This window comes from Limisphaera sp. 4302-co, from assembly GCF_049537155.1.
Classification (GTDB): domain Bacteria; phylum Verrucomicrobiota; class Verrucomicrobiia; order Limisphaerales; family Limisphaeraceae; genus Limisphaera.
Map to the genome: position 1 here is coordinate 1 of NZ_JBMVQZ010000019.1, position 23785 is coordinate 23785.

The 23785-nt window shown below is 67.2% G+C and carries 18 protein-coding genes; 12 read left to right on the forward strand and 6 right to left on the reverse strand.

Features of this window, described 5'->3' with window-relative positions; all coding sequences use genetic code 11:
* Nucleotides 1–147 precede the first annotated feature (147 nt).
* The 5 genes from ACPDIX_RS14375 (at nt 148) to ACPDIX_RS14395 (ending at nt 3654) form a co-directional block, all read left to right on the forward strand.
* On the forward strand, nt 148–306 hold the full coding sequence (locus tag ACPDIX_RS14375; protein WP_423432496.1) for a small basic protein: 159 nt from the start codon (nt 148–150) through the stop codon (nt 304–306).
* A gap of 121 nt (nt 307–427) precedes the next feature.
* Nucleotides 428–1141 carry a pseudouridine synthase gene (locus ACPDIX_RS14380; protein WP_423432497.1) on the forward strand — a complete coding sequence of 238 codons (714 nt, stop codon included), beginning with the start codon at nt 428–430 and terminating at the stop codon, nt 1139–1141.
* Nucleotides 1138–2262, forward strand: a complete 1125-nt coding sequence (locus tag ACPDIX_RS14385) for an SH3 domain-containing protein (protein ID WP_423432498.1) — start codon at nt 1138–1140, stop codon at nt 2260–2262. The genes ACPDIX_RS14380 and ACPDIX_RS14385 overlap by 4 nt, the downstream gene beginning before the upstream one ends.
* A complete protein-coding gene (locus ACPDIX_RS14390; RefSeq protein WP_423432499.1) occupies nt 2259–3149 on the forward strand; it encodes a bifunctional 5,10-methylenetetrahydrofolate dehydrogenase/5,10-methenyltetrahydrofolate cyclohydrolase in 891 nt (296 codons plus the stop codon). The genes ACPDIX_RS14385 and ACPDIX_RS14390 overlap by 4 nt, the downstream gene beginning before the upstream one ends.
* Nucleotides 3150–3189: 40 nt before the next feature.
* Complete coding sequence (locus ACPDIX_RS14395) at nt 3190–3654, forward strand: DUF6941 family protein (protein ID WP_423432500.1); 465 nt, start codon at nt 3190–3192, stop codon at nt 3652–3654.
* Between the two features lie 154 nt (nt 3655–3808).
* On the opposite strand, the gene acnA is transcribed toward ACPDIX_RS14395, so the two are convergent.
* The gene (gene acnA / locus ACPDIX_RS14400; RefSeq protein ID WP_423432501.1) at nt 3809–6547 is read right to left on the reverse strand and encodes an aconitate hydratase AcnA; all 2739 of its coding nucleotides are present in this window, start codon (nt 6545–6547) and stop codon (nt 3809–3811) included.
* 153 nt (nt 6548–6700) lie between these two features.
* On the opposite strand from acnA, the gene ACPDIX_RS14405 reads away from it, so the two are divergent.
* The gene (locus ACPDIX_RS14405; protein ID WP_423432502.1) at nt 6701–7426 is read left to right on the forward strand and encodes a YjjG family noncanonical pyrimidine nucleotidase; all 726 of its coding nucleotides are present in this window, start codon (nt 6701–6703) and stop codon (nt 7424–7426) included.
* 44 nt (nt 7427–7470) lie between these two features.
* Here the strand turns inward: ACPDIX_RS14405 and ACPDIX_RS14410 are convergent, their stop codons facing one another.
* On the reverse strand, nt 7471–8631 hold the full coding sequence (locus tag ACPDIX_RS14410; RefSeq protein ID WP_423432503.1) for an FG-GAP repeat domain-containing protein: 1161 nt from the start codon (nt 8629–8631) through the stop codon (nt 7471–7473).
* 205 nt (nt 8632–8836) lie between these two features.
* Here ACPDIX_RS14410 and ACPDIX_RS14415 point away from each other — a divergent pair, with 205 nt between their 5' ends.
* The 6 genes from ACPDIX_RS14415 to metG all read left to right on the forward strand — a co-directional run bounded on the left by ACPDIX_RS14415 (nt 8837) and on the right by metG (nt 18967).
* Nucleotides 8837–10390, forward strand: a complete 1554-nt coding sequence (locus ACPDIX_RS14415) for a glycoside hydrolase family 10 protein (RefSeq protein WP_423432504.1) — start codon at nt 8837–8839, stop codon at nt 10388–10390.
* Between the two features lie 82 nt (nt 10391–10472).
* Nucleotides 10473–11432, forward strand: coding sequence for a sugar phosphate isomerase/epimerase family protein (locus tag ACPDIX_RS14420; RefSeq protein ID WP_423432505.1), 960 nt, complete (start codon nt 10473–10475; stop codon nt 11430–11432).
* A 293-nt stretch (nt 11433–11725) separates the two neighbouring features.
* Nucleotides 11726–15556, forward strand: a complete 3831-nt coding sequence (locus ACPDIX_RS14425; protein ID WP_423432506.1) for an autotransporter-associated beta strand repeat-containing protein — start codon at nt 11726–11728, stop codon at nt 15554–15556.
* Nucleotides 15557–15809: 253 nt separating this feature from the next.
* Nucleotides 15810–16571, forward strand: a complete 762-nt coding sequence (locus ACPDIX_RS14430) for an MlaE family ABC transporter permease (protein ID WP_423432507.1) — start codon at nt 15810–15812, stop codon at nt 16569–16571.
* A complete protein-coding gene (locus ACPDIX_RS14435) occupies nt 16568–17341 on the forward strand; it encodes an ATP-binding cassette domain-containing protein (RefSeq protein ID WP_423432508.1) in 774 nt (257 codons plus the stop codon). The genes ACPDIX_RS14430 and ACPDIX_RS14435 overlap by 4 nt, the downstream gene beginning before the upstream one ends.
* A gap of 60 nt (nt 17342–17401) precedes the next feature.
* Nucleotides 17402–18967: a methionine--tRNA ligase gene (gene metG, locus ACPDIX_RS14440; protein ID WP_423432509.1), complete on the forward strand. Its 1566-nt coding sequence runs from the start codon at nt 17402–17404 to the stop codon at nt 18965–18967.
* Nucleotides 18968–18985: 18 nt separating this feature from the next.
* On the opposite strand, the gene ACPDIX_RS14445 is transcribed toward metG, so the two are convergent.
* The 4 genes from ACPDIX_RS14445 to hemL all read right to left on the reverse strand — a co-directional run bounded on the left by ACPDIX_RS14445 (nt 18986) and on the right by hemL (nt 23664).
* Nucleotides 18986–19921, reverse strand: coding sequence for a cation diffusion facilitator family transporter (locus ACPDIX_RS14445; RefSeq protein ID WP_423432510.1), 936 nt, complete (start codon nt 19919–19921; stop codon nt 18986–18988).
* Nucleotides 19922–19931: 10 nt separating this feature from the next.
* The gene (locus ACPDIX_RS14450) at nt 19932–21149 is read right to left on the reverse strand and encodes a DUF1015 domain-containing protein (RefSeq protein ID WP_423432511.1); all 1218 of its coding nucleotides are present in this window, start codon (nt 21147–21149) and stop codon (nt 19932–19934) included.
* A 168-nt stretch (nt 21150–21317) separates the two neighbouring features.
* Nucleotides 21318–22265, reverse strand: a complete 948-nt coding sequence (locus ACPDIX_RS14455; RefSeq protein WP_423432512.1) for a phosphatase PAP2 family protein — start codon at nt 22263–22265, stop codon at nt 21318–21320.
* Between the two features lie 91 nt (nt 22266–22356).
* Nucleotides 22357–23664 carry a glutamate-1-semialdehyde 2,1-aminomutase gene (gene hemL, locus ACPDIX_RS14460; RefSeq protein ID WP_423432513.1) on the reverse strand — a complete coding sequence of 436 codons (1308 nt, stop codon included), beginning with the start codon at nt 23662–23664 and terminating at the stop codon, nt 22357–22359.
* Nucleotides 23665–23785 lie beyond the last annotated feature (121 nt).

Here is a 23785-nt window from a genome sequence, read left to right on the forward strand (position 1 = left end):
CGGGCCGTCAGGGAGTGCCACTTTTCGCCGTTGAGGCCGCTGCGGATTTCGGTTATACATCGGGTTCCCCGCCGGATCGGGCGAGGGCGGGGCACACGAGAATCACGCCCGGACAACAGCACGGTAGACGGAAGGTTTTTTTCAGCCATGTCACAACATCCCAGTCTGCGCGCGGCCAAGACAACCGGCGGCAAGCGCAACGTGTTGAAGCGGTTCGAACGCATTGCGTTGTTGAAGAAGCGCGGGCTCTGGAAGCCCGGCGACCGCATCACGGGTCTGCCCAAGACGAAGCCCGAGGCCGTGTAAAAGGCCGGGCACACGAGGCGGGCTGCAGCGGGCAAGGGCTGCGAAATCCGGGCGACCGGCGTTCCGCCGGGGAGAGGTTCCTTTTGGCCCGGCGGAGCGCGCGGGCCGCTCGACGCGGAGCATGGAAGTGCGGCTCCAGAAGTTCCTGGCCGAGGCCGGCGTGGCTTCGCGCCGGGCCGCCGAGGAATGGATTCTGGCGGGTCGGGTGCAGGTCAACGGCCGGCCGGTCACGCGTCTCGGCACGCGGGTGGACCCGGATCGCGACGTGGTCACGGTGGACGGCCAGGTGGTGCGGCCGCGCCGGAAACTCTACGTGGCCCTGCACAAACCGCCGGGGTACGTGTGCACGCGACGCGATCCGCAGGGACGCCCGGTGGTGCACGATCTCTTGCCGCCCGAATGGCGCAACCTCTTCACCGTGGGCCGGCTCGACCGGCAGAGCGAAGGTCTGCTTTTCCTCACCAACGACGGCGAATTCGCCCTGCGCCTCACCCATCCGCGTTACGGTGTGCGCAAGACCTACGAGGTCACCGTGACCGGCCGGGTGTTCCCCGCGGCGTTGCGGCCCCTGACGGAAGGGGTGCGGCACCGGGGGGAACTGCTGCGGGCCACCGCCGCCCGCCTGTTGCGCGCCAGCCGCAAACGGAGCGTGATCGAGCTGGAACTGGCCGAGGGCAAGAACCGTGAGGTCCGCCGCCTTTGCGCCAGTCAGGGCTGGAAGGTGGAAAGGCTCTTGCGCACCCGCATCGGCCGGATCCGACTGGGCGATCTGCCGCCGGGCCGGTGGCGGACATTGACAGCCTCCGAGATTGAAACTCTACTGGCTCCGATATGAAAACGGGCATCAAGGCGCCGTGGGTTGGGGCGCTGGTCGGCGTGCTGATGTTGGTGTGGCGGACGGAAGCGACCGACGCCGCCGATTCGAGCGGATTGCGGCCCGGCCCGGCCACGGTGGTGGCCGACCGGTTGAACGTGCGGGGTGAACCGCGGCTCCAGGCCGAGAGGGTCGGCCAGTTGCAGCGCGGCGACAGCGTGCAGGTTCTTGAGGAGATCGTGCTCGACAAGCCGGAACCCGGCGAACCCAAACGCTGGGCCCGCATCGCCCTGCCCGAGGGGATCAAGGTCTGGATCCACAGCCTGTTCGTGGACCCCACCAACCGCGTGGTGCTGGTTTCGCGCCTGAACGTCCGCGCCGGGCCCGGAGAAAACCACAGTGTCCTGGGCCAGCTGGAACGGGGCGTCGCTTACGAGGAGACCGGCGTCATGGAGGGCGACTGGATCCAGATCGAGCCGCCCGCCGATGCGTATGCCTTCGTGGCCGCCCGGTATCTCCGACAGGAACCGGCGGCGGGCGAAGCCGGGCAGCAGGAGGCAAAGTTGGAAAAACCCGCGCCCCAACAACCCCTTGCGGAAGGGCCGGAAACCTCCACCTCCGCGATCACCAACGTCGCACCTCCGGAGCAGGAACTGCCCGGCCCCGCGCAGCAGACTCCTGCGGAAGTCACCGTGACCCACGCACCCGAGCTGGCCGCACCTCCCCAAGAGGGCGAGAACCAGACGGCCGCCGTCTTTTCCGAACCGCCCCCTCCCGACATGGGCTCGGACCCGGCCGCTCTGGAAAAGGCGCGGGAAGCCATGCGCCAAAAGATGGCCGAACTCGTCGCCCGTGACGAGGGCATGCGCTCCGGCACGGCGGTGCCGCCGCCTGCGGAAGTGCGCATGGTGACACGGGAGGGCATCGTCCGCCGGGCCTGGCACATCCTGGCGCCCACGGATCATGCGCTGGTGGATCTGGAAACCGGGCGGGTGATCAATTACCTCTACACAACCTCCACCAATCTCGACCTGTCACGATACTGGGGCCGGCACGTGCTGGTGACCGGCGAGGAAGGACTCGATCCGCGCTGGCGCGACACCCCCGTGCTCACCATCCGTCGCATCCAGGTCTTTCCGTGACGAGCTCCTCCAATCTGATTGACGGCCGCGCCATCGCGGCGCAGGTCCTGGAAGAACTCCGGCCGCGCTTGGAGCGTTTGCGGACCCGCGGTGTGCAACCGGGGCTGGCCTTCGTCCGGGTGGGCGAAGACCCGGCCTCGCGCGTCTACGTGGGCCGGAAGGAAAAGACCGCTGCGGAATTGGGCATCCGCTCCCACACCCACGTCCTTCCCGAGGCCACACCGGAAAGCGAATTGTTGGCCCTGTTGGACCGGTTGAACCGGGACGATTCCTGGCACGGCATCCTCGTTCAGGCGCCGTTGCCCCGACACATCCGGGCCGAGCGCATCTACGCCGCCATCCGACCGGACAAGGACGTGGACGGTTTCCACCCGGTGAACATGGGACGTTTGTTGCTGGGGGATCCGGGGGGATTCGTCCCGTGCACACCGGCGGGGATCCAGGAATTGTTGGTGCGGGCCGGCATTTCCTGGGAGGGCGCCCATGTCGTGATCCTCGGCAGGGGCAACATCGTGGGCAAACCACTGGCGGCTCTGCTTTGTCAAAAGGCGCCCCGGGCCAACGCCACCGTCACCCTCTGCCACTCCGCCACACGCAACCTGGCCGAGCACTGCCGCCGGGCCGACATCCTGGTGGCAGCCATGGGTGTGCCCGAGTTCGTTCGGGCCGACATGGTGCGTCCCGGCGCCGTGGTCGTGGACGTGGGCGTCAACCGTGTGGCCGATCCGGCGCGGCCCGGCGGAACCCGGTTGGTGGGGGATGTGGCCTTTGCGGAAGTTCAGCCCCTGGCGGGTCGCATCACACCCAACCCCGGTGGCGTGGGTCCCATGACCATCGCCATGCTCATGCACAACACCGTCCGTGCCGCCGAGACCCTGACCGCATGAACGTCGCACCGGCCCGCCAACCCAACACCGTTTTCCCATCATGACACCGACACGCATCCTTCCCGACCTGCAATGTTCCCTCCTGTGCGAAGACGTCCGGCAGGAGGTCACCGGCAGTTTCATCCTGGTGGGCGTGCTGAATTTCATCCGCGTTCCCCAGTTGCCGGTCGTCGCGTTGAAACTTGCCGTCTTCAACCGATGGACCGCCGGTGTGGGCCAGTTCATCGAGAGCACCCGGCTGGTGGCACCCGACCAAACCACCGTCCTGCGCAAGGGCGAGGTCCGCTTTGCCCTTCAGGACCCCAACCATCATGCGACCAACGTCACGCTCTTCGGTCAGGTGGAATTCAAAACCGCGGGCGTCTATTACGTCGAAGTGCTGGTGGACGAGGTGATGAAGCTGCGCTATCCGGTGCCGGTCATTCACACCCCGCCGCCGCAACCTCAGCAGGGCTCGCCCGGTCAGCCACCCAGGCCGCAGGAACCTCCGCCGGCCCAGGCATGAACGGCCGAGGCCGGTCCGGCCACCACCGGCACAGGGTACGGGAAGACCGGAATCAACCGACCCGGGCGCGGGCGCCGGGCGTGTGCGGCTCGCGCGCGGAGGCCGCGCCGCCCGCCTACTGCGCGGCCCGGTCCGACGGCTGAACCCGGCGTTTTCAGGCCGGGACGGCCGAGCCGGTCAACAACTGCCGCAACACATATGGCAGGATCCCGCCGTGCCGGTAGTAATCGATCTCGATGGGCGTGTCGATGCGGCACTGGACCGGCACGGTGTCCTCGCGGCCGTCCGCCCGTCGGATCCGGAGCGTCAACATTTGCCGGGGTTGCAGTTGCGGTCCCAGATCCGGCACGTCGTACAGCTCGGTCCCGTTGAGCCCCAGGCTTTGGGCGCCCACGCCCTCGGGGAATTGCAGCGGCAGCACACCCATGCCCACCAGGTTGCTCCTGTGGATGCGTTCGAAACTCCGGGCGATCACCGCGCGTACGCCAAGCAGGCGCGTGCCCTTGGCCGCCCAGTCGCGGGAAGAGCCGGTGCCGTACTCGTGCCCGGCAATCACCACCAGCGGCACGCCGCGGCGTTGGTACTCCATCGCAGCGTCGTAGATGGTCATCTTCACCCCGTCAGGCTGCAGCAGGGTGAAACCGCCCTCCTCACCCCCCAGCATCAGGTTCTTGATCCGCACATTGGCGAACGTGCCGCGGGTCATGACGCGGTCGTTGCCCCGGCGGCTGCCGTAGCTGTTGAAATCGGCAAAATCCACCCCCTGTTCCAGGAGATAGCGGCCGGCCGGCGAGTCCTTCTTGATTGCGCCCGCAGGGGAGATATGGTCCGTGGTCACGCTGTCGCCGAAGATCCCCAACACGCGCGCCCCCGTCAGCGGTTGGATCCCCGGCGGTTCCAACGTGAAGTTCTCGAAGAAGGGCGGCTCTTGGATGTAGGTTGACTTCGGCGACCACTGGAACACCAGGCCGGTGGGCGCGGGAATCTCGTTCCATTTCGGGTTCTGCCGGTCGAAGTCGCGGTACAACTTGCGGAACAGTTCCGGCCGCAACGCCTCGCCCAGCACCTGGCGCAGTTCTTCCGCGGTGGGCCACAGGTCCGACAGGAACACCGGAATGCCCTCCCGGTCATACCCGATGGGCTCGCAGCTCATGTCAATGTCCACCCGACCCGCCAGGGCAAACGCAACCACCAGCGGTGGCGACATCAGGAAGTTTGCCTTGATGGCCGGGTGAATGCGGGCCTCGAAGTTCCGGTTGCCGGAGAGCACAGCCGCGGCCACGAAGTCGTGCTCGTGCAACGCCTGTTCGATGGCCGGATCCAGCGGACCCGAATTGCCGATGCAGGTGGTGCAACCGTAGCCCACGACCTGGAATCCGAGCCGGTTCAGATACTTCTGCAGCCCGGTGCGTTTCAGGTATTCCGAAACGACGCGTGAGCCGGGCGCCAGAGAGGTCTTCACCCCGGCGGGTACTTTCAATCCGCGTTCCACCGCCTTCCTGGCCAGCAACCCCGCGCCCAGCATCACGCTCGGGTTGGAGGTGTTGGTGCAGCTGGTGATGGCGGCGATCAGCACCTTGCCCGTGCCCACCTGGGCACGCCGACCTTTGCTGGTGCGCACGGTGACGGAGCGACCGTACTCGCGGCGGCTCTTGCCGAAGCCACCGTCCGTCACCGGTTTCTGCAGGGCCTGGAAAAAGGCCCGTTCCAGGTCCGGCAGCTCGATCCGATCCTGGGGCCGTTTGGGCCCGGCCACGCTGGGCGTGACGGTCCCCAGATCCAGTTCCACAACCTCCGAGTAATCCACCTGTCCGAGCTGCGGCATCCCCCACAGGCCCTGCGCCCGGTAATAGGCCTCGTACAGACGGCAATGTTCCTCGCTCCGTCCGGTGGCCCGCAGGTACTCGACGCATTTCTCGTCCACGGGGAAGAACCCCATCGTTGCCCCGTACTCGGGTGCCATGTTGGCGATGGTGGCCCGGTCCACCACCGGCAGCGCGGCTGCACCGGGCCCGAAGAATTCGACGAACTTGCCCACCACCTTCGTGCGACGCAGCAGCTGGGTGATGGTCAGCGCCAGGTCCGTGGCCGTGGAACCCTCGGGGAGACTCCCCGTCAGATGCACCCCCACCACGTCGGGCGTCAGGAAGTACACCGGCTGGCCCAGCATGCCGGCCTCGGCCTCGATGCCGCCCACGCCCCATCCCACGATGCCCAGGCCGTTGATCATCGTGGTGTGACTGTCGGTGCCCACCAGCGTGTCCGGGTAGTAGAGCGGCAGGTCCGGCGCCGGACCTGATCCCTGCAACACGCCGCGCGCCAGGTACTCCAGGTTGACCTGGTGAATGATCCCGATGCCGGGCGGGATCACCCGGAAGGTACGAAAGGCCTGCGTCCCCCATTTGAGGAATTCGTACCGCTCCCGATTCCGCGCAAACTCCAGCTCCAGATTCCGCCGCAACGCGTCCGTGCTTCCGTACGCGTCCACCTGCACGGAATGGTCCACCACCAGATCCACCGGCACCAACGGCTCGATCAGGCGCGGATCCCGGCCCATGCGCGACACCGCCGAACGCATCGCCGCCAGATCCACCAGCAACGGCACGCCGGTGAAATCCTGCAGGACGATCCGCGCCACCACGAACGGGATCTCCTCCGTCCGCGGCGCCCGCGGCTGCCATGCCGCCAGCGACCGTACGGCCGACTCGGGCACGCGTCGGCCGTCGCAGTTCCTCAAAACCGACTCCAGCACCAGCCGGATGGAGACCGGCAGCCTCGAGATCGGCCCCAGACCGGCCTGTTCCAGCCGCGGCAACGAGTAAAACGCGCCCCGCCGGCCGTCTCCCACCTCAAAGGTCTGCAGCGAATCAAACAGGGTATGCAACGTGCTCATGATCGTCTTCGGACGCGGACCGCTCTGCGGACCGCGCATGCAGTTGCCCACTCTGGCGCCGGTTCACCGGCCCGTCAAGCCGCCGTGCCTGCGCGCCGAACCTCTTCACGCCGGCGTTGCATCGGGCGACCCCGGCGCGTTTTCATGATGTCCATGACCGGTTCGGCGGCCCGCGCCCGACCCTACACATGGCTCTGTTTCGATGCCGATGGCGTCCTGTTCGACTACGATCGCGCCGAAACCCGCGCCCTGTCAGAAGCCCTGGCCGCGGCGGGGCACGCGCTTAAGCCCGACCTCCGCAGCCTGTACCGCCGGATCAACCGCGAGCTCTGGTCGGCTTGGGAACAGGGGCGGGTTCGAATCGAGGACCTCAAGACGCTTCGTTTCGAACGCTTCCTCCAACAGGCCGGCATCCCTTTTCCGGTCGAACCTTTTGCCGAACGTTACCTCGAGGCGCTGAGTCGCGGATACGATCTCTGGCCCGGCTGCCGCGAGACGTTGCCCTTTCTGTGCGAACGGTACCGCCTGGCGGTCGTCACCAACGGACTGAGCCGTGTCCAACGACCCCGGCTGGCCGGCTCCGGGCTGCTGCCGTGGTTCGAGCTCGTGATCATTTCGGAGGAAATCGGTGTGGCCAAGCCGGCGCGCGCCTTCTTTAAAGCCGCTTGGGAACGCATGGGCCGGCCCGAGCCGCACCGGGTGTTGATCATCGGCGACAGTTGGGAGGCCGACATTGCAGGAGCGACGGCGTGTGGCTGGCACGCTTGTTGGTTCAACCCGGCGGGAGTGCCTCCCTCTGCCCGGCCGCTCATCCAACGGGTCGTGCGCTCCTGGGCGGAATTGCGCGACTGGCTGGCGCCGGGCGCCGCCCTCGCGTGACCCTGTTCCTCCGGGCCCCGGCGACCGCCACCCGCCTTACGGTCTCAGCGGCGCAGATTCCAATACACCTTCAGGTTCCGCGTGGCCCGGCCGGAAGCCACCAGGTCGAGATCACCGTCGCCGTCCAGGTCCGCCGCGGCCAGATCCTCGCACGCCATTTCGTCGTCGATCGAATGGCTCTCCCAGACCGGACCCTCGCCACTCCGGAGCGCAAAGAGGCGTATGCCCACGGCGCGCGGCCGGCCACCCCCGCCCCGCCACCCCACCACGACCTGGTCATGTCCCAGCCCCAGAAAATCGCCGGTTGCCAGGGCGTGCCCTTCCACAAGGTTGGTTGCCAGAACAACCCGCTGCACGGGGCTGAAATCCGGCCCGTAGACGGCCAGGCAATGCCCGTGCATCGGCTCCACGACAGCCACAAAACGCCGCCCGGCGGGTCCCCGACCAGCCCGCACCTCCCCCATGCCGCCCAGGTCGTTCGTCGCTAGGAGGCGCAACCGACCCGGGCCGTCCGGAGCCGGGTCCCACAAGTACAACCCCTGTCGGGAGGCCACCAGCCATTCATCCGCCGGGTCGTCGTCCCAGGCCACCACGTGGAAGTTGTGGGTCCGGTTCAATTGTTCGAAAACCAGAACCCGGGTCCAACCGGAGTCCGTCCCGACCGCGCGCGTGTAACGGTGCACCCGCACGCCGACGCCCGTGCCGGTGCGGACATCGTTCCCGCGCCCGTGCAGTGGCAGCGTGATCAGGGTCCAGTGGCCTCGCTCGTCCCGGGCCCAACGGATGCGGTGCAGCGTCGGCTCCGCCGGGAGCTCCTTCGGAATCCACCGGGCCCGAGGGTCTTGCGGTGGCTGCAGCTCGAACAGCGCACCCGGAGTGGAGGTATCCCACGGCGCCCAGCCCGCACCCGCCATCACCTCCGCCCGGCCATCCCCGTCCACGTCCTGCGCCGCCACGCACACGTGATCGCGTTCCGTCAGCCGGGCCGCCATCTCGTGGCGGGTCCATGACGGGTTCTCATACCAAAGGATCCGATGTTGATCCGCCACGACGATGTCCGGCCGGCCGTCGCCGTCCACGTCTGCAACCGCCACCCCGTAACCGATGCGAAGCTCCGCATCCACCGTCTCGGAGCGAAACAAAGCCGCCCCCACCGTGACCGGAGCCGCCCCAGGCAGGAGGCCGGCGCAGAAAAACAGCATCATCCGGAGTTGCATCGCGCATCGGTTGCCACAGAACGGCGGCCCGCGCAAACGAGACCGCCACATTTCCTTCCGTGGCAGGCCGCGCCCGGCAGTCGCGCACTTCACACACAGGTGGTTGGAAATGACGGGCGGTTGAAGCTTGCCCCCGGAGGGCAACTTTTTCGAACGTGACCCGGGCAACAGGATCAACGGAGCGGGGCCCCGGATGAAAAAGTGCATCGCTACACTCTGTTTCGTGGCAACAGTCTGGAGCATTCCGGGCGCGACCCGGAGTTCGGATCCGCCCGATCCGCCGTACGAGTTTCGGGCCGCCTGGATCGCCACCGTCCGCAACCTGCATTGGCCTTCCAAGCCGGACCTCTCCACCGCCCGGCAAAAGGAGGAACTTCGTCAGCTGCTGGAGTCGGCGGCGCGTCTGGGGCTCAACGCCGTGATCCTGCAGGTCCGGCCCGCCGGCGACGCGTTTTACTTGTCGGAACGCGAACCCTGGTCGCCCTACTTGACCGGGCAACTCGGCCGTGCGCCGGACCCCTACTACGACCCGCTGGCCTTTGCCATCCGCGAGGCTCACGCCCGGGGACTGGAACTCCACGCCTGGTTTAATCCCTTTCGTGTCCTGATCCGCACCCCCACCAACCCGCCCGTGCCAGCCACCCACATCAGTCGCGTCCGACCCGAATGGGTGCGCCCGTACGGTCCGTACCTGTGGCTGGACCCGGGTGAGCCCGGAGTCGCCGACTACGTGATCGAGACCGTGTTGGAAGTCGTCCGGCGCTACGACGTGGATGGCGTCCATTTCGACGACTACTTCTATCCCTACCCGGAGAAGACCGCCGAGGGGCGCCCGCTGCCTTTTCCGGATGAACCTTCCTGGGAGCGGCACGGTCGGTCCGGCAACCTGTCACGTGACGATTGGCGGAGGCGCAACGTGGACCGATTCGTCGAGCGCCTCTACCGGGCCGTCAAAGATGCGCGTCCCACGGTCAGGGTCGGCATCAGTCCATTCGGCATCTGGCGCCCCGACCACCCCGCCGGTGTTCGCGGGTTGGACGCTTACGCCGTCCTGCACGCCGACGCACGCAAATGGCTGCAGGAAGGCTGGCTGGACTATTGCGCCCCGCAACTCTACTGGGCCACCACCGCACCCGAGCAACCATTCGCTTCTCTGCTCCGTTGGTGGCAAACCCAGAACATGGCCCGGCGACATCTCTGGCCCGGCCTCAACACCGCGCGCGGCAGTGAGTGGGGACCAGCCGAAATCCTGAAACAAATCGAAGTGACCCGCCAAACCGGTGCCAGTCCCGGCCACATCCACTGGCACCTCCCAGCCCTGCTCCGCCAGACCAACCTCGTGCAAGCCCTCCTGCGTGGGCCCTACGCACAGGCAGCCCTCGTGCCGCCCGCAACCTGGTTGCCGGGGCGCTCCCCGGACCTGCCCAGGCTGGAGGTGGGCACGGAAACCGGTTCCTCCCGACTTCACTTGCATTGGACCCCCGCAACCAATGCCCCCGCACGGTTCTGGTACCTCCAGGTCCTCCAGCACGATGGTTGGAAAAGCCGGCGACTCGACGGCTCGACCCGCGCGTTGATCGTGGACGATGCCCGTGCCGTGGCGATCCGTGCCGTGGCCGTCAACGGCCTGGCCGGACCCCCCGCAGTCTGGCGCCGTTCCTCCAACAATAGCCCGCATCCGAAGACGTCGGTCTCACGCCGATCCGCGGAAACCACACTCCCGGAGCGCTCGACCACGCCGCGCTAACCCGCCACGTTGCTGGCTCGCCCCCCGAGCGGGGGGCAACTTTGGCATTGAGCCGGACGGTGCGTCCACGTGCAATGACGGCATGCGCATCACACGACGCCGGTTCCTCGCCGGCGGCGCCCTCGCCGCCGCTTCTGCTCCCATGCTCGCCTCTCCGGGGCTCCCGCGACATGCGCCTGAACCCCGCCGCCGCTTGCGTCTGGGGATCTCCACCTACTCCTACTGGCACTTCCGTTCCGAGCGCGTCCCCATTGAGTCTGTGATCGAAAAGGCAGCCGACCTCGGCGTCACTGGCGTGGACATCCTCCACCGGCAAATGGACATCCCGGAACAAGCGCCCCTCGACGCAGACGCCCGCGCCTACCTGCGCCGCATCAAGCGCCATGCCTTCCGCAACGGCGTGGACCTGATCTGCCTCTCCACCCATCAGAGCTTCGTCAGTCCCGACCCCGCCGTGATCACCCGCAACGTCGAGCACACCCACAAATGCATCGAAATCGCCTACGAGCTCGGCATCCCCTGCATCCGCATCAACACCGGTCGCTGGGGCACCATCCGCAGCTTCGACGAACTCATGGCCAACCGGGGTGTCGAACCCGTGTTGCCGGGTTACACCGAGGAGGACGGATTCCGCTGGTGCATCGAAGGCATTCAACGCTGCCTCGACAAGGCCGAACAATGCGGCGTGATCCTCGCGCTCGAGAACCACTGGGGCCTCGCCCGAACCGCCGAGGGCCTGCTCCGGATCGTCCGCGCCCTTCCGTCCCCTTGGCTGGGGGTGCTCATGGACACCGGCAACTTCCTCGACCACACCTACGAACAGCTCGCACAAATCGCGCCGCTGACCGTCTTCGTCCAGGCCAAGACCTACCCCGGCGGCGGCGAATGGTACACGCTCGACCTGGACTACACCCGGATCGCCCGCATCCTCGAGGAAGCCGGTTACACCGGCTACATCTCCCTGGAGATGGAAGGGAAGGAAGACCCGGAAACCGCGGTGCCCAAAAGCCTGGCCCTGCTCCGCAAAGCCTTCGGCATCTGAACGGCCTTGTGCCACGTCGCCACGCGGCGATGCGCCGCCTCGCCCCGGCCGGCCACCGGGAGCCATGCCCCACCCGGCGGAGGGCCGTCGGTCGTCAGAAGCACACGAAAAAGGGCCTGCCACTTTTTCAAACAAGTTTGCACATTTTCCCGATCGACGGCGTGCGTCGGCCGTGCAATGGTGGCTCACGTAAGGTCAGGACCGAACCCAGTGGCCATCCGGACAGGTTGAGGTGACCGCGTCACAGGCCCCTCCGAACCGCCCCCGGTGGCCGACACCGAACAGGAGGTGTGATGAACCAGGCAGTCCATCCCATGCGCGTTGCCCACCAAACCCCCGCCGGACTCTCCCGCGCGATCCTGTGTGTGCTGTTTGCGACCGCCATCACCGCTCCGGCGCAAACCGCCTACTGGACCGGTGCCGCCGGCAACAACCTTTGGCACGACCCGGCCAACTGGTCGCTCGACATCACCGGCCTGCCCGACCTTCCCGGCCCCGGCACCAACGTGGTCATCAGCCCCGGCGCGTCTGTCCTCTACGAGACAACCGGCCCCGGTGACCTCGTCGGCCCGCTGACCCTGGGCGGTCAACTGACGGTGGCCACACCCGGGCTCTGGGTGGACGGTCTCGCCTCGACCGGCCTGACTTTGGATGCAGGTGGGCGCCTCCAAATCCAGGCCGGCGGCGTGCTGGTGGTCACGAACGCCGGCACCCTGACCTTCAACACCGACAGCGCCCTGGCACTGGAGGGAGGTGCCCTCATCCTGACCAATCACCTGCCCGACACGGCCGTGCTCAACGTAGGCCTCAACGGAAACAACAACGGCGTCGGCATCACCAACCGGGGTGGCCGGTTCGAAGCCGATCTGCCGGTCCGCCTCCGCGGGCGCTTCAGCCGCTTCATCCATGAAAACGGTACACTCCTTTTGCGCGCCGGCGGCGGGATCCATGAAGGATCCAATGATCAGGAACGGCCCTGGCTCATTGCCGGTGGCGAGGTCTTCCTGGGCGACTTCAGCATCTCCCGCACCACACCCGGCGGAGGGCTCGTGATCAGCAACGGCTCCGTGACCGCCACCAGCCTCAGGATCGGCGTGCACAACTCGCGTGCCTACGCCTCGGTCTACGGCGGCACCCTCACCAACACCGGCCCCTTTACCATCGGCGACCGCACCAATGGCGCCACCAGCGGCGACCGGCGAATCCGGCTCCGCGTGTTCGGCGGAACCGTGGTGAGCACACACCCGGACGGCATCATCATCGCCAACCAGTCCAACGCCAGTCCCGCCGGCGACAACGTCATCGGCGCCGGGCTCGAAATCTCCGGCGGGCAGGTCTTTGCCGAAAAACTCACCCTGGTCCGCGACGAGACCTTGGAAAACGCCCACGCCACCCTGGCCCTCTCCAACAACGGCACGCTCTGGTTGGGCGGCGGAGGCTTGCACGCCCACATCGGACTGGCCAACACCTCCTACCGTGTCTGGCTGGCCGGTGGAACCCTGGGGGCGCAGGCCGATCATGAGATCCGCGCCGATCTGACCCTCGTGGGAGAGAACGCGACCCTTCATGCCGCGGACCCTGCGGGCCAACCTCGCACGGTCACCGTCTGGGGCACAGTCGGCGGAAGCGGTTCATTGGTGAAAACCGGTCCGGGCGTCCTCACGTTGAACGGACCCGCCACCCACACCGGGCGGACCCTGGTCAAGGCCGGCACCCTTGGCATCGGACATCCCGATGCCCTCGCCAACACGTCGGCTTTGGAAATTGGCGCCGGGGCCGCGCTGGATGTCTCGGCCCTCGGCATGTTTACATGGGCAGGCACCCGGACCCTCTCCGGCTTGGGCACCGTGGTCGGTGCCCTCACCGTCCAGAGTGCGGGCGTGCTCGCACCCGGCCTCTCCGATCAGCCGGGACCGCTTCACATCCAAGGTGGCCTCATTCTGGGGGGAGGGGCCGTCTGCCAGTTCGATCTGCCGGCCGACCCGGCCACGCCCGGGGCCGATCGGATCGAAATCGAGGGCGACCTCACCCTGGCCGGCACCGTTACCTTCCTCCTGGCAGGCGGCGGCCCGTCGGGAAGCGTGCATCCTCTGATCCGCTACACGGGCAGCCTCGTTGGCGACGCCGCGCAGATTCAACTCAGCGGGGTCATGGGCGCCCTGAGCAACAACACAACCACCGCCAAGGGGCTCTACCTCGTCATCACTCAGGCCGTGCGTCCACCGACCGAACTGGCGTGGATCGGCAACGACGCGGACAACGTTTGGGACACGCTGGGGCACACCAACTGGCTGAACCTTGAAACCCAGCAACCCGACCACTTCGTTTCTGGCGACGTCGTTTGGTTCGACGACCGCGCTCTTTCCACCGGCCCCGTGCTGTTGGCCGAGCCGGTGTACCCCGCATCTGTCCGCGTCAGTGCCGCGCGCGACTACCACCTTGTCGGACCGGGCGGGATTGCCGGCGGCGCCGACCTCGTCAAAACCGGCACCGGCCGGTTGATCCTCGAAACCACCAACACCTACACCGGCCCCACCCGCTTGGAAGGGGGCACCGTCGAAACGCCCCTCCTCGCCCCGGGCGGCCTCCCCAGTGGCTTGGGCGCCGCCACAGCCGATCCCGAACAGTTGCAGTTTTCCGGCGGCACGCTTCGTTACACCGGCCCTTCCCTAACCCTCGACCGGGGCGCCACGCTCGAAGCGGCGGGCGGCACCCTCGAGGTGGCCGCCCCCGAGACCACACTGACGCTCGCCGGTCTGTGGACCGGGCCCGGCGGACTCGCCAAGGCCGGTCCCGGCACCTTGGTTCTCGCCGGCCCGAACGCCTACCAAGGGACCACCCTCGTCACCGAGGGCGCCCTGCGGGTCATGGTGCCCGGTGCGGCCGGAACCAACCGGATCGAGCTTGCCGGCGGAACGCTCTGGCTGACATTGCCCAGCGACAACGATCTGCCCAACCCCATCCACGTGGCGGCACCAAGCCACTTGCAAAGCGGCACCCTCAACAACCGCATCAACGGCGCTCTAAGCGGCGAACACACCCTCGGGGTGAACATCCCGGCCGGCACCGTGCTCACCTTCAACGGAGACCTCACCAACTTCACCGGCACGTTCGCACTGGGCGACAGCGCCGGCACATTCCGCTTCAACAGCGGCGGCGGCAACAGCACGCTGGGTTGCCCCAACGCCACGATTGACCTGGGCTCGGGCACCGCCACCTTGCAGGCCCGCAACGCCGGGGCGATGTACGTGGGCGCTCTCCGCGGCGGCCCCGCCACCCAGGTCCTCGGCCAGGGCAGTGGCAGCGGCACCCTCACCTGGGTGATCGGGTCCAGCGAACGCGAGCCCGACACCACATTCGAAGGCACCATCGCCGACGCCACGGCCTCCCGCGTGGCCGCCCTCACCAAGGTGGGCACCGGCACGTTGCGATTGACCGGCCACTCCACCTACTCGGGACCTACAGTCGTCGAGTCCGGCACACTCCAGGTGGACGGATCCCTCGGTCCCACCGCCGTGACCGTGCTCGGCGGTACACTGGCGGGTGCCGGGCTCCTGAACGGTACGGTGGACATCCAGGCCGGCGGCACGCTCGCGCCCGGTCCGGGCATCGCCACCCTCACCCTCGCCAACGTGCTCGGACTCTGGCCGGGCAGCGTGACGGAAATGGAGGTGGACCCTGCCACCGGGACCAGCGACCAGATCGCAGGACTCTGGGCGGTGACCTACGGCGGGACACTGCGCATCCTCAAGACCCAGGGATCCTTCTCCCCCGGCCAACGCTTCAAGCTCTTCGATGCCCCCGGCGCCTACTACGGCTCCTTCGAGGCCATCGAACCAAACACGCCCGGCCCCGGCCTCGCCTGGGACACTTCCCAGTTGGCCGTGGACGGCACCCTGGGCGTGGTGAGCGCCGGCGCCGGACCCCTCCTGCAGTGGACACGCGTACCGGGCGGACTCGAACTTAACTGGTCCGGCGACTACCGGCTCCAGGCCCAAACGAACGCCCTTCACGTCGGACTGGGTACCAATTGGGTGGACGTGCCGGGCGCGGCCGGCGGCGGCACCTTCATTCCACTGGATCCGAACGCCCCGGCGGTGTTCTTCCGGCTGATCAGCCCCTGAACGCGGGACACACGCCAGGACCCCTTCCCGGAGGCGTGCCGGTGGGCCGGCCCGCACGCGGACACGGTGCCCGTCCGCGGTCCCTGACCGCGGCGCGGCCTCCGGGCGGCGCAATGCTCTTGCAGGTTCCACCCGGCCACCTAGCCTCTTGCAGGAGGTCCAGCGAACGAGCTTGACAGGTCATTCAACAACCCCTCGCCGCCCGGGACTCGCAGCAGCCGCCGACTGGCCGGTTGCCCTGGGTCGGCCCGTAGTGCGGACCCTGCAGGCCGCGCGGGGTCTGCTCGCCTTCGTGCTGATCACCGCGGGCGTGTTCTGGACCAAGGGCACACGCGCACCGGCCTGGATCCGGCGTCAGGTCCGCCAACATGTGGTGCGCGCAGGGATCCTGCTGCTTCCGTTGTTCGGCTTTCTTTCGGTCGCGCTGGGTTTCCTGGTCATCGGTCAAACGGTGGCCTGGCTCAGCCGCCTCGGGGCCATGGATTACCTCGGTCCTGTCATGGTCCTGGTCATCGTGCGCGAACTGGGGCCGTTGCTCACGGCTCTGGTGTTGCTGGCGCGGGTCTGCACACCGATGGTGGTCGAACTCGGGACCGCGCGTGCCCTGGGCGAAGTCGAGGGTTTGGAATCCCTGGGCATCGATCCGGTGCATTTTCTCGTGGTGCCCCGCGTGGTGGGATTGTCCCTGGCCGTGCTGGGGCTGACGGTCTATCTCATCCTGGGGGCTGTCGCAGCCGGGTACCTGTGGGCATTCGTGCAGGACGTGCCGCTCACCCCGGGCGATTACCTCCGGCAACTGGCAGAGGCATTGAGCTGGCTCGACTTCGCCGTCCTGATCCTCAAAACCCTCGGCTTCGGCGCCGTGTTGGCGGCGGTGACCTGCTACCACGGACTGGCCCGGCCTCTCCGGCTCGAGGGCGTGGCACCCGCCACCGTCCGCGCCGTGGGGCAGGGATTGGTCGCCTGTATCTTGTTGGACGCCTTTTTCCTGCTGGTCTATCTCGTCGGCTCATGAACCTCGCCACCCCGTCCGGTCCGGTCCTGTTGGAAATGCAAAACGTGGCGGTCGGCAGCTTCCACGCCCCGAACCGCGTCATGCTCCGCGACGTGAACTGGCGGGTGGTCGGGGGAGATTTCTGGATCATCGCCGGTCCGCACGGAAGCGGGCGCACCGACTTCCTCCTCACCGCTGCCGGGTTGTTGCCCCCCTGCGCCGGCTCCATCCGATGGTTCGATCAACCGCCCCCTCAAACCGAGGGCGGCCGTATGGCCCTGCGCCGCAGGATCGGTTTCGTCTTCGAACACGGCCATCTTCTCTCCGACCTGACCGTGACGGAGAACCTGGCCCTGCCGTTGGAATACCACGGCCCGGACAGCGACAAGCCGGTCGCTGCAAGGGTCGCCGCCATGTTGGAAGCCGCCGAGCTCGGCCCCTGGGCCAACAGCCGCCCCGGGCATCTCCCGCCGGCCTGGCAACGACGCGTCCTGCTGGCTCGCGCGCTGATGCTGCAGCCGCGGTTGCTTTTCCTCGACTGTCCCCTGCGCGGATTGGACCGCCGGCATGCCGACTGGTGGCGCCGCGCCCTCCTGGACCTTCACGCGGGCAGCTTCCCCGGCATGCCGCACGCAGTCACCCTGGCCTTCACAGCCGAGGAACCGCCCCCATGGTCCGCCCCAGGGCGGGCAGAAGCCTGGATCGAGTCAGGCACCTTCCGCGTGCTCCATCCCCCGCCAAACGCCCCGGCGGATGGCCTCCCGGACACCCCGCCGGCCGCGCCCGCCTGAAACCACGACCCGCCCCCGCCGTTGCCAAGCACGCGTGGGTACGTCACACTGCCAGCCGGGATGAGCAAACGATTCTACATCACCACGGCCATCGATTACGTCAACGGCCAGCCCCACCTGGGACATGCCTACGAAAAGATCGTGGCCGACGTGATCGCTCGAGGCCGCCGCAGCCTGGGCCAGGAGGTCTTTTTTCTGACCGGCCTCGATGAACACGGGCAGAAGGTCCAGCGTTCCGCTCAGGCCGAGGGGAAACCGCCCCAGGTCTACTGCGACGAACTGGCCGGGGTCTGGCTCAACTTCGTCCGCAAACTCGGCATCTCCAACGACGACTTCATCCGCACCACCCAGCCGCGCCACAAGGCCGTCGTCCAGGCCCTGCTCCGCAAACTCCACGACCAGGGCGACCTCTACAAGGCACCCTACCGCGGCTGGTACTCTTGGAAAGAGGAGACGTTTCTCACGGACAAGGACCGCCGTCCCGACGGCACCTTCGACCCCGCCTGGGGCGAGGTGACGGAACTGGTGGAAGAAAACTGGTTCTTCCGCATGTCCCGGTACCAGTCATGGCTCATCGAGTACATCCAGGACCATCCGGACTTTGTCCATCCCCCCTCCCGACGCAATGAGGTACTCAGTTTCCTCCAGTCCCGTCCCTTGGAGGACCTGTGCATCAGCCGCCCGGCCAGCCGGCTCAGCTGGGGCATCCCCATCCCTTTTGACCCGGACTATGTCAACTATGTCTGGTTCGACGCCCTGACAAACTATTTCAGCGTCCCCGCCGCGCACGGCGATCCAGCCGCCCTGGCCGCCCTCAAAGGGTATTACCAGCCCGACCCCGTCCCCGAGGCGCCTCTGGAACTGTGGCCCGCCGACATCCACGTCATCGGCAAGGACATCGTCCGTTTCCACGCCATCTACTGGCCCATCATGCTTCACGCAGCCGGTATCGAGCCGCCCCGACAGGTCCTCGTCCACGGCTGGTGGCAAAAAGACGGCCAGAAAATGAGCAAAACCACCGGCAACGTCGTGGACCCCGTCGCCGTCATTGACGAATGGGGCGTGGACGCCTTCCGCTACTACGTGCTGCGCGAACTCGACATCGGCCCCGACGGCAACTGGACCGATGCCGGCTTCCGCGCACGTTACTCGGCCGAGCTGGCCAATGCGCTGGGCAACCTCGTTCACCGCACCCTCTCGATGCTCCACCGGTATCGGAACGGTGTCGTGCCCGCGCCCCATGCCGAGTTGGAACCCGAAGCCACCCGGGTCATCACCGAGGTCCGCACCTGCCTCGAACAAAACCGGCTGCAGGACGCCCTGATCTCCATCTGGTCGCTCATCACACGGGCCAACCAATACATTGACCACACCACGCCCTTCAAGCTGGCCAAAGACCCCGCGCAGAGCGGGCGTCTGGACCAGATCCTCTACAACCTCGTGGAAACCGTTCGAGTGGTGGCGGTGCTGTTGTGGCCGTTTCTCCCCACCACGGCGGCCAGAATCCACGCCCAGTTGGGATTCCAAGGCGAGCCCGACCGCCTCGCAACCGCTGCCTGGGGAGGTTGTCCGCCCGGACACACGGTGGGCAAACCCGAGGTCCTGTTCCCCCGCAAGGAAGGCTGAAATCAGCCCCCGACGGCCTCACGATCCGCCCGATGGTTTCGGCCCCCGCGAGGGACGGTCCAGCTCGAGATCTTCCCACGAGCGCGGATCGTCCAGCGACTCCAGATGCGTGAAAACGCTGCTTCCGGGCAGCACCTGCCGGATCTCGGCTTCAATCCGCTCCAGCAGGGCGTGCCCCTGATTCACCGTCCAGTGCCCCGGCACCAGGACGTGAACCGAAACAAACTTTTTCGATCCCGCCTGCCGCGTCCGCAACGCGTGATAGTCAATCCCTTCGCTGGCCCGGTAACGCTCCAGGACCGACCGCACCGCCGCCACGTCGCCCTCCACCAGCGCAGAATCCATTAAACCCATCACCGACCGCCGCACGATCCCGTAACCCGTGCGCAGGATGTTGACCCCCACCAACAACGCCACCACAGGGTCCAGCCAGCGCCAGCCCGTCCAACCCACCAATCCCACGCCCAGGATCACCCCGGCCGACGTCCACACGTCCGTCAACAAATGATGCGCATTGGCCTCCAGCGTGATGCTGTGATAACGCCGGCCCGCCTGCAGCAACACCCACGCAGTCCCCAGATTGATTACCGCTGCCACCACGGCCATCGCCAGCCCCTCCGGCACGGCCTCCAACGGCCGCGGATGAAACAACCGCTGCACGGCCGCCACCCCGATCCCCAAACCGGCCAGCAGAATCAACCCGCCCTCCAAACCACTCGAGAAATACTCCGCCTTGTGGTGCCCGTAAGTGTGATCCTCGTCGGCCGGACGCGACGCCACCGTCAGCATCGCCAGCGCCATCAAGGCACCGATCAGGTTCACCGCCGACTCCGTCGCGTCGGAGAACAACCCCACCGACCCGGTGACCACGGCCGCCGTCACCTTCAGCCCGATGGTGGCCAGCGCCGCCCCCACCGACAGCCACGCATACCGCGTCAACGGCACCCGCCTCACAAACCCCGTCCTACAACCGGTGAGTGAACAGGCCGTCCCCCAGCTTGGGTTCGAACCACGTGCTCTTCGGCGGCATGATCTCCCCGCGGTCCGCAATCGTCAGCAACTCTTCCATCCGCGTCGCATACAGTGCAAACGCGCAAACGGCGCGACCCGCCCGCACCGCGGCTTCCAAGCCCTCCGGCCCCGCCACGCCCCCAACAAATTCCAGGCGCGCATCCGTCCGCGGGTTCACGATCCCCAACAACGGCCCCAACACACGCCCCTGCAACAGACTCACATCCAGCGCGCCCACGGCGTCCACGGACGGATCCGGGACCTCCCGGAACCGCAGCCGATGCCATCGCCCGCCCGTGAACACGTCCACCTCGTGCGGCCGCGAAGGCCGCCCGTTGCCCGGCCCCAGATCGCCCAGCTCTCCCAGCCGCCGCAAAAACTCGGCCTCGGTCGTCCCGCCCCAGTCGCGTACGAGACGGTGATACGGCAGAATCCGCAGCTGATCGTGCGGAAACAACACCGCCAGAAAAAACGCGCTGCGACCCGCACCCCGCCGGTTCTGATACACCCGGACGGCTGCAGCCGTCCGGTGATGTCCATCCGCAATGTACAGCCGCCCGATCTCCGCAGCAGCCGCGCGTATCCGGGCCATCCCCTCCGGATCCCCCACCGTCCAAATCGAGTGCCGCACCCCGTCCCGAGCCTCGAAATCCACCTCCGGCGCCGCTGCCGTGCGTTCCCGCAAGTACCCGTCCAGGTCCGGTCGCGCCCGATAAACCAGATACGCAGGCCCGGTCTGTGCGTCCAACACCTCGATGTGACGGGTGCGATCATCCTCCTTGTCAGGCCGGGTCAGTTCGTGTTTGCGGATCTCCCCGCGCAGATAAGCCTCACAGCTTGCCACCGCCACCAGGCCAATCTGCTCGTGCCCGCCCGAACACAACCGGTACACATAATAGGCCGGGCGCTCCTCCTCGTACAATGCCCCCGACCGCAGCATCTGCTCGAACCGGGCCCGGGCCTGTTCATAAACCTCCGGGGCCTGCGGATCCGTTCCCGGCGGAAACGCAATCTCCGGCCGGCTCACCCAAAGAAAGCTCAGCGGATTGTCCGCGGCCAGTTGCCGGGCCTCCTCCGTTGTTACCACATCATACGGCGGCGCACAGATGCGCGCTGCCAGTTCCGGCCGCGGCCGTACCGCGGCAAATGGTCCGAAAAGTGCCTCTTGCATGCGAATGCGGCCCGAGCTTAGAAACCCCTTCCCCGCTGCGCACGCACAATCTCGAAAACCCGCGCGCCCCCTGCACGACCCCTTGCCACTGCCGGTTCCCACCCCGCGCGGCCGGGCCCGGTCCCGGCCCGCCTCGGGCTTGCACGCGGCAGAAACCGGGGCTGCCCCCTACGGCCCCTGCCGGGCCGGTCGCCCTGCCTCCACGAGCTCGGTCCACCGCCCCCAGGCCGCCTCCTGACGCGACCGGGCATACCGCCGGGCCGTCCACCAGCCGATTCCAGCCACCACCAAGCCACCCAGCAGATCCACGAAATAATGAAACCGCAGGTACAGCGTGGAGAACCACAGGACCACGCACGGCACCAGCGCGATCCAGAAATGCCGCCGATGGTATCGGCGGTCGAACAGCAACAAATACAGCGTGGCCGCAAAATGAATGCTGGGGAACACATCCACGCAGTTGCTGCCGTCGTTCACCATGTCCAACGTCAGCGGCAGCAACCACACCCCCTGCAAGGGACGATCGAACTCGAGAAACCGGTGCGGCCCGCCCGCAGGCAGGATCGTGTAACCCAGAAAACCCAGCGCATACAGGGTGAACAAACCCACGATGCACTGCCGGAACCGCGCCAGATCCTTCACGGCGTACCAGGCCGGCGAGGCCACCAGGTAGTAGAAGAAGAACAGGTATCCGCCCATGGCCAGATCCTCCAGCCACGGCCAGGCCCACTGCTCCCAGGCCACCGCGGGCGTTTCCCCCAGCAACAGCCGGTCCCAGCCCAGCAGCCACGCGTCCTTCTTGGGCCCCAACAGCGGGACCGCCGGCTCCATCGCATAAAAGCTGATCCCCATGATCGCCGGGTAGTACAACAGCCGGATGTACCACCGAAACCGCGTCGGCCTCCGCCCGGCCCAGGCGATGACGGCCATGCTCCCGGCCAGACAGGCCCAGAATACGAGCGACCAGCCGGCCGCCGCGCCCCCCCGCAGAGTCAGCCGCAGCGCTAGAATGCCCAGAAACCCACCGAACAACCATTCGTGCGGCAGCACACCCCGCCAGCCCCGCACTTGCGCCCCTGCAGCTTCAGCCGCGGCAGGACGGGCCCCGTTCTCCATTGCACCATCGCGCGCGGGCGCGGACGATTCCCGGGCCGGGACCCTGCCCGGAGTCAACCCACCCGACGGACCGGACAAAGAACCGCCACCCTCAGACACGGCGCAGCACCTCCGCGGCAGCCCGGACCGTGCTCTCCACCTCGGCCTCACCATGTGCCGTGGAAAGGAAACCGGCCTCGAAAGGCGAGGGAGCCAGATAAACCCCGGCCTCGAGCATCCCGTGGAAGAAACGCCGGAACCGCTCGCGATCGCTGGTCATGGCATCGTCCAGGTTCCACACCGGCCGGTCCGTGAAGTACAGCCCAAACATCGAACCGCACCGGTTCAACGTCAGCGGCACTCCGGCCGACCGGGCCGCCTCGCGCAACCCCTGCTCCAGCGCCGCGCCCAGTTCTTCCAAGCGATGATACACCGGATTGTCCTCTGGCGGATGCGCCACGACACCCAATTCCTCCAGCGTCGCCAGGCCCGCCGCGGTGGCCAGGGGATTGCCGCTCAGCGTGCCGGCCTGGTAGACCGGGCCCGATGGCGCCAGACAATCCATGATCTCGGCACGTCCGCCCACCGCGCCCACCGGCAACCCGCCCCCGATCACCTTGCCCAACGTCGTCAAATCAGGCCGGATCCCGTAACGCTGCTGCGCGCCGCCGGGCGCCACACGAAACCCGGTCATCACCTCGTCGAAAATCAGCAGTGCACCCTCCCGCGCCGTGATCTCACGCAAAAACTCCAGCCATCCCGGCCTGGGCACGAACAAACCCGCATTGCCCGCAACCGGTTCCAAAATGATCGCCGCAATCTCCCCCGGATGCGCCGCAAATGCCGATTTCACCGGCTCGGTCTCGTTGTACGGCAGCACGATCGTGTGCCGCGCGAAATCCTGCGGAATCCCCGCGCTGTCCGGGTGCCCGAACGTAAGGGCACCGCTGCCGGCCTTCACCAGCAGCGAGTCAACGTGCCCGTGATAGCAACCCGCAAATTTGATGATCTTGTCCCGGCCCGTGAACCCGCGCGCCAACCGCACCGCCGTCATGCACGCTTCCGTCCCCGAGTTGCACAGGCGCACCTTCTCGATCGAGGGAACACACCGGCAAACCACCTCCGCCAGACGCACCTCCCCCGGATGCGGAATGCCGAAACTCGTCCCACGCGCCGCCGCAGCCTGCACCTCCCGCACCACCCGCGGATGCGCATGGCCCAGGATCGCCGGACCCCAGGTCAGCACGTAGTCAATGTACGCATGGCCATCCACGTCCCAAACCCGGCACCCTTCTGCGCGCTCCACAAAAAAAGGCGTTCCCCCCACCGCGCGGAAGGCCCGCACGGGCGAATTGACGCCGCCCACCAGATACCGCTGCGCAATGGCAAACCACTGTTCCGACCCCGTTCGCGCTTTCATAAACCCACGGCAGGGTACCGGGCCGGTCGGCCCGACGCCACGCCGAAACCTGCGCCGGAGCGCCCGGCCGGCAGGCGCAGCAGCCACCCGGCCGTTGACATCTGCGCACATTCGGATAGGA

Bases quoted from the DNA above. Each gene is read 5' to 3' on its own strand.
- ACPDIX_RS14375 (WP_423432496.1), top strand. From the start codon at position 148: ATGTCACAACATCCCAGTCTGCGCGCGGCCAAGACAACCGGCGGCAAG.
- ACPDIX_RS14380 (WP_423432497.1), top strand. From the start codon at position 428: ATGGAAGTGCGGCTCCAGAAGTTCCTGGCCGAGGCCGGCGTGGCTTCG.
- ACPDIX_RS14385 (WP_423432498.1), top strand. From the start codon at position 1,138: ATGAAAACGGGCATCAAGGCGCCGTGGGTTGGGGCGCTGGTCGGCGTG.
- ACPDIX_RS14395 (WP_423432500.1), top strand. From the start codon at position 3,190: ATGACACCGACACGCATCCTTCCCGACCTGCAATGTTCCCTCCTGTGC.
- acnA (WP_423432501.1), bottom strand. From the start codon at position 6,547: ATGAGCACGTTGCATACCCTGTTTGATTCGCTGCAGACCTTTGAGGTG.
- ACPDIX_RS14405 (WP_423432502.1), top strand. From the start codon at position 6,701: ATGACCGGTTCGGCGGCCCGCGCCCGACCCTACACATGGCTCTGTTTC.
- ACPDIX_RS14410 (WP_423432503.1), bottom strand. From the start codon at position 8,631: ATGATGCTGTTTTTCTGCGCCGGCCTCCTGCCTGGGGCGGCTCCGGTC.
- ACPDIX_RS14415 (WP_423432504.1), top strand. From the start codon at position 8,837: ATGAAAAAGTGCATCGCTACACTCTGTTTCGTGGCAACAGTCTGGAGC.
- ACPDIX_RS14420 (WP_423432505.1), top strand. From the start codon at position 10,473: ATGCGCATCACACGACGCCGGTTCCTCGCCGGCGGCGCCCTCGCCGCC.
- ACPDIX_RS14425 (WP_423432506.1), top strand. From the start codon at position 11,726: ATGAACCAGGCAGTCCATCCCATGCGCGTTGCCCACCAAACCCCCGCC.
- ACPDIX_RS14435 (WP_423432508.1), top strand. From the start codon at position 16,568: ATGAACCTCGCCACCCCGTCCGGTCCGGTCCTGTTGGAAATGCAAAAC.
- metG (WP_423432509.1), top strand. From the start codon at position 17,402: ATGAGCAAACGATTCTACATCACCACGGCCATCGATTACGTCAACGGC.
- ACPDIX_RS14450 (WP_423432511.1), bottom strand. From the start codon at position 21,149: ATGCAAGAGGCACTTTTCGGACCATTTGCCGCGGTACGGCCGCGGCCG.
- ACPDIX_RS14455 (WP_423432512.1), bottom strand. From the start codon at position 22,265: ATGGAGAACGGGGCCCGTCCTGCCGCGGCTGAAGCTGCAGGGGCGCAA.
- hemL (WP_423432513.1), bottom strand. From the start codon at position 23,664: ATGAAAGCGCGAACGGGGTCGGAACAGTGGTTTGCCATTGCGCAGCGG.